This window comes from Rhodococcus sp. NPDC077669 (assembly GCF_040686915.1).
Classification (GTDB): Bacteria; Actinomycetota; Actinomycetes; order Mycobacteriales; family Mycobacteriaceae; genus Rhodococcoides; species Rhodococcoides fascians.
Genome location: NZ_JBFBMD010000049.1, coordinates 1 through 9,803 on the forward strand (window position 1 = coordinate 1; position 9,803 = coordinate 9,803).

The following is a 9,803-nucleotide window of genomic DNA, read 5'->3' on the forward strand; positions in this document are numbered from 1 at the left end:
GCACCCCAGGGCCGAAAAAGAGGTGACCCGGGCATCGAACCCGAGCCACCCCTTTGCAACGTCGAACTACCGCTCACACAAAATGCAACAGCCCCCAGAGGGCTTATAGCCACGCCACTGCCGGAGGCACTCAGCTCGCGGACAGGATCGAGATAGCGAAGATCAGGCTGTCGCCCTGCTCGATTCCGGCTGCCGGATTGCCGGTCGCGTAACCGTCGGCCGACGTCACCGCTACGGCGACGGTCGAGCCGACGGTCTGTCCGGCGATGGCTTTCTGGAAGCCCGCCACCACGCCGGTCAGTGGGAACTCGACCGGTGCGCCGCGCTCGAAACTGCTGTCGAACGTCGATCCGTCGCGTCCGTTGACGCCCAGGTAGCAGACGGACACGTTCGCGTCGTCGGCGACGATCGGGCCGTCCCCGGCCTTCAGCGTTTTCACCTGCGTCTCGGCGACGCTGAACGGGGCTTCGACGTCGACGGCCGGTGCCGCTGTATCCGTCGATCCGGTGACGGCGATGCTGCCCTTGTCGCCTGCCAGTGTCCACTCCGGGGTGGCCGACGGGTCGGGTGTGCCCGTGGGGCAGCTACTCGAAGCCGTCGCATCGGTGGAGGACGTCGCCGAGGACGTCGTCTGCAACGTCCCAGAATCCGAGTCGGAACTGCATGCACCCGTCAACAGGACGAGTGAGGTGGTGGCGGCCAGGAACAGGGTGCGAGTCGAGGTGAGTTTCACGGGGCCCACGCTACAAGTGGCATACGGGGCCCCGTGTATCCCGTCAGATTGCGGAGCGGAACACCTCGGCGACCGGGGTGGACGCGCGGCCGATCAATGCCTTCAGGTCACCGGAATCGGTGTCGAGTTCCCCGCGGGAGATACCGGCATCCGCGCTCGCCAGCATGGTCGCCACGAAATCGGGCAGTCCTGCGCCCTGCAGAATCGAGGCGTACTCCGACTCGGTGACGTCCTTGTAGACGACCGGCTTCCCGGAGATGCCGGCGAGAACGTCCGCGAGTTCGGCATAGGTCAGGCGCTCGTCCCCGCCGAGTTCGTAGATCTTCTCGCCCTGGTTCTCGAGGGTCAGCACAGCCGCGGCAGCGGCGGCGTAATCGGCACGTGAGGCAGCGGCGATCTTGCCGTTCCCGCCTGCACCAAGCCACACTCCGCCGTCGATGGCCTGGCCGAGCGAGCCCAGGTAGTTCTCCCAGTACCAGCCGTTACGCAGAAACACAGCGGGAATCGGAGAGGCCGTCAATCGCTCTTCGGTGGCCTTGTGCTCCGGCGCAAGGCTGATGCCGGAGGTGTCGGCAGCGAGCACGCTCGTGTACGCAACGAGGCCCACTCCGGCTACCTCGGCGGCGTCGATGACGTTGTTGTGCTGAGCAATTCGCTGGCCGACCTCCGATCCCGAGATCAACAGCACCTTCTCGACACCCGCGAACGCAGACGTCAGGGCGTCGGTGTCGCTGTAGTCGGCCACCCGTACCACCACACCGCGCTCGGCGAGTGCGGCCGCCTTGTCGGCGTTGCGTACGACGGCGACGATGTCGGCAGGCGCGACGCCGCGATCGATGAGTGCGGCGACGACGAGCCCGCCGAGATTGCCTGTCGCTCCGGTGATGGCTGTGGTCATGGAAAACGCTCCCAAGGTTGAAGTGTCAAGTTCCGTTACATCATGCACTTACTTTTCGTGCAGTGCAACATCGAAATTTAGCGCTGCCGGTACGGCCTGCGCTAACATGGAGAAATGTCCGAGGCCGTCGAATCTCTCGAAGCATCCGTCTTCGCACGGGAATGCGGGTCACGGCAGACGCTGCAGAACGCGACGAGTAGGTGGGGAGTGCTCGTCCTGGCGGCCCTCACCGAGAGCGACTACCGATTCAATGCCCTGCGCCGACGCGTCGACGGCGTCAGCGAGCGAATGTTGGCACAGACGCTGCAGACCCTCGAACGCGACGGCCTCATCGTGCGCACCGTGCTCGAGACCATCCCGCCCAAGGTCGAATACAGCCTCACCCCGCTCGGACGTGCGGTCGGATCACGGTTGACCGACCTCATCGAACTGATCGAGGGCTCGATGCCTGCCGTACTCGAAGCACGCGCCGAGCACGACGCCCGCTAGTCAGCCGAGGGGCGTCACCAGACACCATTCGTTGCCCTCGGGGTCGAGTAGCACCTGGAACGACCCGGCCGCAGTGGTGTGCCGGTCCCCCACCGCCGTCGCACCCAGACCGACTGCCTGCTCGACGGCAACGTCGATGCTGGGAACGTCCACGTCGAGATGTAGCCGATTCTTGCCGGACTTGCCCTCGGGCACTCGCTGGAACGCCATCCGGGTGAACCCGGGAACATCGACGAAATGCCACGAGTCGTCGCGCACGACAGGCTGACCACCGAGCACACCCGCCCAGAATCGGGCCAGCACAGCCGGTTCTGTGCAGTCGATTACGACCTCGTCGATACGTCCGATCATGGAGCCATCGTAAGCACCGAGGGTGAGGGAACGCCGTTTACCGCGCTGTGATCATACCGAGATGCACTCGTGACCATGCGGATCTCTGAGCGCGTCGCTACGGGGTAACACTCGAGGAAGGTCGTCGGGGCGCACGAGCATGTCGATCCGGCAACCGCAGGAGCGCGGCACGCCCGGTGCCTGCGCCAAATCTTGGAGGCATCGACCATGTTCCACACCAAGAGAATTCTCGGCGGAGCGGCAGCATTCGGATTCGCCTGTACCTTCGCGGCCCTGGTGCCCGGCACGGCCTCGGCCGCACCGGTCGCCTGCACCACGGCACCCGGAGGGGCCGACGTCGCCGCGCTCGTCGGAGGTTCACAGTGCGACAGCTCCGCAGACGGCGCAAGTGCCGCAGCAGGAGTCGGCCTCGAGGGATGGGGCTCGGCGGAGGCGATGAACAACGCGGCGGCACTGGCCCTCGGTCTCAACGGCGGAACTGCCGTCAGCAATGCCGGCTTCGGCGGTGCGCCTGCTGCGATCGCCTTCGGTCCCGGTGCCATCGCACAGAACACCGCGGCCGGCCTCGGACTGTCGATCGCCGTGGCTGCGCCGGGCTCGACGATCACCCTCACCCCCGAGGGTGCCGTCTGCAACGGTGCCGGCTTCGCCGGAAGCTTCACCACCCTGCAGGGCTGCATCGGCTGATGCCCGTCGCCGTCGGGGTGAAACACGACTTGCGCAGGCCATATCAATGCCGCCGGGCCGTGGTTGATCTACAGTCTCACTGACTACAGTCTCGGTACGCGAGCCGGTGACGGCCCGCTGAACAAGGAGTTCGACGGCAATGATGTCCTACCTGCTCTACGACGTTCTGCTCCCCCAACTCGGCCACGACGTCGCGTCGTACTGGGCACACCTGTTGGTCGTCGCCCCGATCTGAGTACTCGGGCTCGATACGACAGAGATATCCCCGATCGGCCGTGCAGGCCGATCGGGGATATCTCGTTCGAATGCCGGTATCGGATCAGACGGGTTCGGGAAGAAGGCGAGTGAGCACATCGGACAGCGTCACCACGCCGATCGTCCTCGACGTCTCGCCCGCCCCGACCGACGCGTCGACCACCAGCGCCAGATGGTGCCGGGTCTCCCGCATCGACGCGAGCGCCACGTACACCGGAGTGGTGGACTCCAGCGTGTACGCCGGACGCGTGATCTCGGCCAGACTCTCGGGTTCGGTCAGCGTGTCTCGCACGTGCACAACACCTTTGACGACGTCCTCGTCGCTGACGAGGATGCGGAGATGTCCACTGATGCGTGATGCCTCCCGCACGTCGTCGATCGAGGCCGACGACGGTACCGAGGTCGGTGTGCGCTCCCGGCAACCAGATCGCCGACGGTGAGATCCTGCAGTTCCAACGCGCCCGAAATCTGCGCCTGGTAGCTGGCGTCCAGAGCACCGACGTTGACCGAGTGCTCCACCAGCTGACGAAGATCGTCCGCGTTCTGCCCGGTGCCGACGGTGTCGGCCGGCTCGACGCCCACCTTGCGTAGGCACCAGTTCGCCATGTTGTTCAGGGCCGTCAGCACCGGACGCGTGAGAAACATGAACGCGCGCATGGGGATTGCGAGCATCGTTGCCGACTTCTCGGGATGTGCGATGGCCCAGGACTTAGGAGCCATCTCGCCGACGACCAAGTGCAGGAACGTGACGATGATCAGGGCCAGGACGAAGCCGAGGACGTCCGCGAACCAGTAGGGCAGGCCGATGCTCTCGAACAGCGGCGTGAGCCAGTAGTGCACGGCCGGCTTGGTGGTCGCGCCGAGCGCGAGGGTGCAGACGGTGATCCCGAGCTGCGATCCGGCGAGTAGCACCGTCAGTTCCGAGGAGCTGCGCAGAGCAGCCCGCGCCGCCCGCGAGTTGGGGGCAGCATCCTCGAGGCGATGCCGTTTGGCCGCGAGAAGTGCGAACTCCACGGCAACGAAGAAAGCGCTCGCAGCGATCAGACCGATGGTGACGGCCAGAAAGACCCAGAGGTTGCTCATCGGTGCGCTCCTGCAGTATCGGACTCGGCCGAATTCTCGTCGTGCTCGGTTGTCCGCTCGTCGATGGTGAGGGTCAGTAGTGACGGCACGTGACTGTCGATCTCCTGCACCTCGATCGTGACGAATCGAATCGGCGTCTCGTCGTCGTTGGCGAGGTCCGCGTTGTCCGGCGGCAGATCGACTTCGATACGGGTCCCGATGTCGGGTAGCGAACCATGATGGGCGATGGCGAATCCCGCGATGGTCTCGTAGTCACCGTCGGGGAGGTCGACGCCGATGGCGCGCTCGACCTCGTCGACGTGCACCTCCCCTGCCATCGTCCAGCTGCCGTCGTCGGCGCTGACCGGGCTCGGGTCGAGTACGCCGTCGTCGTGCTCGTCGGTGATCTCGCCGACGAGCTCTTCGGCCAGGTCCTCGATGGTGATCACTCCGGTGAGACCGCCGTATTCGTCGATGACACAGGCCAATTGGTTCCGTGTCGCCCGCAGCTCGCGCATCGCGTCGGGCAGGCTCTGCATCTCGGGAAGGATCAGCGCATCGCGGGTGAGGTCTGCGATGGGGGTCGAATCCGGCGCGGTGGAGGCCAACACGTCGTGCAGATGCACCACGCCCACGATTCCGTCGTCCTCGTCGAGCACGGGGTATCGAGAATGCTCTTGGCCCATCAGTGTTTTCACCTCACCGAGGGTGTCGGTGTCGCGGACCGTCGCCGCACGCGAACGCGGGATCATGGCGTGTTCGACGTTGCGCGTAGGGAAGTCGAGAATGCGATCGAGCAGCGTCGACAGCTCGTCGGGCAGATCCCCGGTCTCCCGCGAATCCGACACGATGTGCTCGAGGTCGCGTGGGCTCGCCGAATGTTCCACATCGTGCACCGGCTCGATCTTGAGTGCTTTGAGCAACAGGTTCGACGACTGGTCGAAAATGGTGATGAGCCAACCGAAGAGCTTGAGATAGATGGTCGTCGACAGCGAGAGCCATCGAGCCACGGGCTCGGGGCGGGCGATGGCGAAGTTCTTCGGAAACAGTTCACCGAAGAGCATCTGTACGAACGTCGCGAACGTGATCGCCAGAACGGCACCGAGGCCGACACCGACTGCTGTCGGAACACCGACGCCGCCCAGTATCGCTCCGAACGACTGCCCGATCAGCGGTTCGGCGACGTAGCCGACCAGCAGGCCGGTGACCGTGATACCCAGCTGTGCACCTGAGAGCATGAACGAGGTCCGCTTGGTGACGGTCAGCGTGCGAGCTGCGACGGCGTCGCCGGCCTCGGCACGCGCCTTGAGCCGGGACCGGTCGACGGTCATATACGCGAATTCCTGCGCAACGAAGTAACCGGTTGCGACGGTGATGAGAAAAACGACGAGCAGGCCGAGCAGAACAGTGAGCAGAACGCTCATTCGCCGGACACCGCCTCGCACGTAGTAGCTGTAGTGCGGGGAGCCGTGTCCGGCCCGGGTTTATCGCTGTCCATGATTCCTCGAGGTCGAGTGGTGGGAGATTTGTCCGATACTACCGGGTCACGGCGCTTTCACGACGAGGACGGGGACCGGGCTGTCCAACAGAACGCGCTGCACCGTGCTGCCCATCAGGAATTTGCCGACCGCCGATCTGCGCTTGGACCCGATGACGAGCATCCCCGCACCGACGTCGGCGACGAGATCGACCAGTGCGCCGGCCGGGTCTCCGCCGTCCGGTTCGACGCGCACAGTCGTCGCAGTTCCGGGGAGAGTCCGCTCCACCTCGGCCTGCGCCGCGCTACGGTCTTCCGCCGATACGGAATCGCGGTCCACCACGGACAATACGATCAGCTCGGTCCGACGCAGCTCTGCCTCCGCGGCACCACGTCGCAACGCTTCCTGGCCCTCGGGGGTGTTGCTCATCGCTACTGCCACTGCGCTGCCTACCGACACGATCTCTCCCGTTGCTCGAATCCACCGAAGATCGACCTCGATGTTGTGAACTGGACTAATCAGACAAACTGTATCTAACCTGACGCTGTGACACACCACACGAAAGGTCTCTGATGGCGATATCGCCCACCCTGCTACGGCCGGAGCCCTGGTGGTGGTGGGAGCAGTCACCGTCGCCGGGATCGACGCCGCTCGCAGTGCCAGCGGCTCCGACGCCCCAGCCAAATTGACACTGATAGCACCTGCTGCCGCCGGCGGCGGCTGGGACTTGGTCGCGCGCGAGTCGCAGCAGGCGCTGCGCAGCGACGGCATCGTCAACAACGCGCAGGTGGTCAACGTTCCAGGGGCCGGCGGCACCATCGGCCTGAGCCAACTCGAGAACCTCAGCGGTCAGCCCACCACGGTGATGATCACCGGCACCGTCATGCTCGGCGGCATCGCGATCAACAACTCCGACACCACCTTGGCCGACACCGTGCCGATCGCCAAGCTCGCCGAGGACTTCGAGGTCTTCGTCGTTCCCAAGGACTCGCCGATCCAGAACCTCGACGACATGATCGAGGCGTGGCGGGCCAATCCCGGCGGGCTTCCGATCGGCGGCGGCTCCCTCGGCGGAATCGACCACATCGTCGCGGGCCAATTGGCACAGGAAGCCGACATCGATCCGGCCGCAATCAATTACATCGCCTACTCCGGTGGCGGTGAGGTACTCACGTCGCTGCTGTCCAACACCGTCGGCGTCGCGGTCAGTGGATTCAACGACTTCCGGGACCAGATCGAAGCAGGCAACGTGCGTGCCCTAGCCGTGGCCGCGCCCGAGCCGCTCGAAGGATTCGACGTGGACACGTTCATCGAACAGGGCTACAACGTCGACCTCGTGAACTGGCGCGGAATCGTTGCGCCGCCCGGGATTTCCGACCAGGACCGGCAGACGCTCGTCGACATCGTCACCGAGATGGTCGAGACCGAGCAATGGGCGACGGCCGTCGAACGAAACCGCTGGAAGGAATCGGTCGTCACAGGAGACGAATTCGGGGAATTCCTCGAGGTCGAGCAGGCACGTATCACCGGAATTCTGGAAGAGCTGGGGCTGGTATGACAACGACGACTCCCGACACCGCAACCTCCCGCTCCTTCTGGACGGGCCGTAGCGGCCTGATCGTTCCGGCACTGCTCGTCGCACTGGGCGCATTCCTGGTCTACGGGACCATCACGATGGATGTGCCTCCCACCGCCACCTCCCCTGGCCCGCAGGTCTTTCCGGCCATCGTCGCCGGCGGTTGCTTCGTGGTCGCCGTGTTGGTCACCATCCAACTCATGGTCAAGCCCGACGTCATCGATCGCGGCGTCGACGACGACGGCGTGCCGCACACCGGCACCGTCAGCAACTGGCGAACCCTGTCGATCACCGTCGGATCGGTGGCAGTGTTCATCGCTCTCCTCGACCCGCTCGGCTGGGTTCTCGCCGGTGCCATCCTCTTCTGGGGTGTCTCGGTCGGATTGGGTGGTCGCCGTTACGTGTTCGACGCGGCCGTCGCGCTGCTGGTCTCGAGCGCCGTCCAGATCGCATTCTCCGCGGGCCTCGGCCTGACCTTGCCCGGCGGCGTTCTCGCCCAGATCTTCTGACGGAGCTGAATTTTCGATGGATTCATTGAGCAATCTTCTCGACGGGTTCGGCACTGCGCTGACTCCGATGAACCTGGTGTGGGTGTTCGTAGGCGCACTGCTAGGCACCGCCGTGGGCGTGCTACCCGGACTCGGTTCTGCCATGGCGGTGGCGCTTCTGCTGCCGGTCACGTTCACTCTCGACCCCACCGCGGCGCTGATCATGTTCGCGGGAGTGTATTTCGGCGGCCTGTTCGGCGATTCCATCTCCGGCATCCTGATGAACACCCCCGGCAACAGCACCGCCATCGCCGGCACGTTCGAGGGCCACCGGATGGCCAAGAACGGCAGAGCCCCTCAAGCTTTGGCCACCTCGGCCATCGGCGCGTTCATCGGCGGCATCGTCGCGACGACCCTGGTGGTGTTCTTCGCCCCGACGCTCGCATCGTTGGCGACCAACTTCGGTCCGGCCGAGTACCTCGCGCTGGCAGTGTTCGCCTTCATCGCCACCTCCGCGGTGGTCTCCGACTCCGCTCTCAAGGGGTTGACCGCACTGCTGATCGGTCTCACTTTGGCCGTGATCGGTATCGACGGTCCGTCGGGCGCTTCACGATTCACCTTCGAGGTGCCGGCCCTGTTCGACGGCATCCACATCGTCGTCATCACCGTCGCGATGCTCGCTCTCGGTGAGGTCATCCACATCGCGTCGAAGATCGGACGGCCAGAGGACCGCACCCTGATCAAATCGCAGGGGCGCCCCTGGTTGAGCAAGGCCGAATTTCGCGATGCATTGCCGGCCTGGATGCGCGGCACGGCATTCGGTGTGCCGTTCGGTGTGATCCCCGCGGGCGGTGCCGAAGTACCCAGCTTCCTGGCCTACGGCACCGAGCGCAGGCTCGATCGTAAGCGCGAGAAGCCGATGTTCGGCAAGGGTGCCATTCGCGGTGTCGCGGGTCCCGAGGCCGCCGGAAACTCCACGGCCGGAACGGCAATGGGGGCGCTACTGGCTCTGGGACTGCCGACGTCGGCGACGGCGGCCATCATGTTGGCTGCCTTCCAGCAGTACGGCATGCAGCCCGGACCACTGCTGTTCGAGCGCAGCGGAGACATCGTCTGGGCCCTACTGGCCAGCCTGTTCGTGGCGATGATCGTGCTGCTCATCCTCAATCTGCCGTTCGCACCGCTGTGGGCGCAGCTGCTGAAGATCCCGAAGAACTACCTCTACGCCGGAATTTCGGTGTTCGCTGCCCTGGGCGTCTACGCGTCGAGTGCGTCGATCGTGGACCTGATGTTCATGCTCGGGCTCGGCATCATCGGATTCATGATGCGGCGCTACGAGATTCCGCTCGCACCGGTGCTGATCGCCGTGATCCTCGGCCCGCTTGCCGAGGAATCGCTTCGACGCGCACTGGCCGTCAGCGAGGGCGACCCGTCGATCCTCGTCAGCAGTGGCATCACCATCGTGCTCTACGCCCTGATGATCATCGCCGTGGTGTTCTCGATCGTCAGCAAGATCCGCGCCCGCAAGACTGCCGACTTCTGAGTGCGCTCCGCGCAGTGGTGTGGTCAAGAGCTCTCTGGGGGCTGTTGCATTTTGATGGTGGGGTGTCTCGAGTGTCGAGGCACCCCATTGTCGGTGGTGCGGGACAATGTGTTGGTGGCGAAGGGTTATCGACCGGTTGATCGTGATAAACAGTTTCTGATTCCACCGGACATGCGCGAATGGTTACCGGCGGAGCATCCGGTATGGATGCTGATCGACATCGTCGACACGCATCTGGACACC

General features: G+C 64.7%; 11 protein-coding genes and 1 pseudogene. 6 read left to right on the plus strand and 6 right to left on the minus strand.

Going from position 1 to position 9,803, the window contains the following annotated elements; genetic code table 11:
* Positions 1-130: 130 nt before the first annotated feature.
* Positions 131-709, minus strand: a complete 579-nt coding sequence (locus AB0P23_RS25215; RefSeq protein WP_363799772.1) for an FKBP-type peptidyl-prolyl cis-trans isomerase — start codon at positions 707-709, stop codon at positions 131-133.
* 67 nt (positions 710-776) lie between these two features.
* A complete protein-coding gene (locus tag AB0P23_RS25220) occupies positions 777-1,631 on the minus strand; it encodes an SDR family oxidoreductase (protein WP_363799764.1) in 855 nt (284 codons plus the stop codon).
* A gap of 114 nt (positions 1,632-1,745) precedes the next feature.
* Here AB0P23_RS25220 and AB0P23_RS25225 point away from each other — a divergent pair, with 114 nt between their 5' ends.
* Positions 1,746-2,120 carry a helix-turn-helix domain-containing protein gene (locus tag AB0P23_RS25225; RefSeq protein ID WP_032374839.1) on the plus strand — a complete coding sequence of 125 codons (375 nt, stop codon included), beginning with the start codon at positions 1,746-1,748 and terminating at the stop codon, positions 2,118-2,120.
* On the opposite strand, the gene AB0P23_RS25230 is transcribed toward AB0P23_RS25225, so the two are convergent.
* Complete coding sequence (locus AB0P23_RS25230) at positions 2,121-2,471, minus strand: VOC family protein (protein ID WP_032374840.1); 351 nt, start codon at positions 2,469-2,471, stop codon at positions 2,121-2,123.
* Positions 2,472-2,678: 207 nt separating this feature from the next.
* Between AB0P23_RS25230 and AB0P23_RS25235 the strand changes: the two genes are divergently transcribed.
* A complete protein-coding gene (locus tag AB0P23_RS25235; protein WP_032366787.1) occupies positions 2,679-3,158 on the plus strand; it encodes a DUF6764 family protein in 480 nt (159 codons plus the stop codon).
* Positions 3,159-3,477: 319 nt separating this feature from the next.
* On the opposite strand, the pseudogene AB0P23_RS25240 reads toward AB0P23_RS25235, so the two are convergent.
* The 3 genes and pseudogenes from AB0P23_RS25240 to AB0P23_RS25250 all read right to left on the minus strand — a co-directional run bounded on the left by AB0P23_RS25240 (position 3,478) and on the right by AB0P23_RS25250 (position 6,412).
* Positions 3,478-4,496, minus strand: a pseudogene (locus tag AB0P23_RS25240) (hemolysin family protein).
* Complete coding sequence (locus AB0P23_RS25245; protein WP_363799767.1) at positions 4,493-5,899, minus strand: hemolysin family protein; 1,407 nt, start codon at positions 5,897-5,899, stop codon at positions 4,493-4,495. Before AB0P23_RS25245 ends, AB0P23_RS25240 begins: the two are co-directional and overlap by 4 nt.
* Positions 5,900-6,019: 120 nt before the next feature.
* Positions 6,020-6,412: a universal stress protein gene (locus AB0P23_RS25250; RefSeq protein ID WP_230598305.1), complete on the minus strand. Its 393-nt coding sequence runs from the start codon at positions 6,410-6,412 to the stop codon at positions 6,020-6,022.
* Positions 6,413-6,563: 151 nt separating this feature from the next.
* Between AB0P23_RS25250 and AB0P23_RS25255 the strand changes: the two genes are divergently transcribed.
* From AB0P23_RS25255 to AB0P23_RS25270, 4 genes are all read left to right on the plus strand, one after another.
* The gene (locus AB0P23_RS25255) at positions 6,564-7,511 is read left to right on the plus strand and encodes a tripartite tricarboxylate transporter substrate-binding protein (protein ID WP_363799769.1); all 948 of its coding nucleotides are present in this window, start codon (positions 6,564-6,566) and stop codon (positions 7,509-7,511) included.
* Positions 7,508-8,038 (plus strand): tripartite tricarboxylate transporter TctB family protein, encoded by a 531-nt coding sequence (locus tag AB0P23_RS25260; RefSeq protein WP_027495763.1) that lies wholly within the window; start codon positions 7,508-7,510, stop codon positions 8,036-8,038. The genes AB0P23_RS25255 and AB0P23_RS25260 overlap by 4 nt, the downstream gene beginning before the upstream one ends.
* A gap of 16 nt (positions 8,039-8,054) precedes the next feature.
* Positions 8,055-9,560: a tripartite tricarboxylate transporter permease gene (locus tag AB0P23_RS25265; RefSeq protein ID WP_363799771.1), complete on the plus strand. Its 1,506-nt coding sequence runs from the start codon at positions 8,055-8,057 to the stop codon at positions 9,558-9,560.
* Positions 9,561-9,614: 54 nt separating this feature from the next.
* On the plus strand, positions 9,615-9,803 hold a 189-nt coding region (locus AB0P23_RS25270), incomplete at its 3' end, for a hypothetical protein (protein ID WP_363799774.1).

Coding starts and splice junctions, on each gene's coding strand:
- AB0P23_RS25220 (WP_363799764.1), bottom strand. CDS start 1,631: ATGACCACAGCCATCACCGGAGCGACAGGCAATCTCGGCGGGCTCGTC.
- AB0P23_RS25230 (WP_032374840.1), bottom strand. CDS start 2,471: ATGATCGGACGTATCGACGAGGTCGTAATCGACTGCACAGAACCGGCT.
- AB0P23_RS25225 (WP_032374839.1), top strand. CDS start 1,746: ATGTCCGAGGCCGTCGAATCTCTCGAAGCATCCGTCTTCGCACGGGAA.
- AB0P23_RS25260 (WP_027495763.1), top strand. CDS start 7,508: ATGACAACGACGACTCCCGACACCGCAACCTCCCGCTCCTTCTGGACG.
- AB0P23_RS25265 (WP_363799771.1), top strand. CDS start 8,055: ATGGATTCATTGAGCAATCTTCTCGACGGGTTCGGCACTGCGCTGACT.
- AB0P23_RS25235 (WP_032366787.1), top strand. CDS start 2,679: ATGTTCCACACCAAGAGAATTCTCGGCGGAGCGGCAGCATTCGGATTC.
- AB0P23_RS25245 (WP_363799767.1), bottom strand. CDS start 5,899: ATGAGCGTTCTGCTCACTGTTCTGCTCGGCCTGCTCGTCGTTTTTCTC.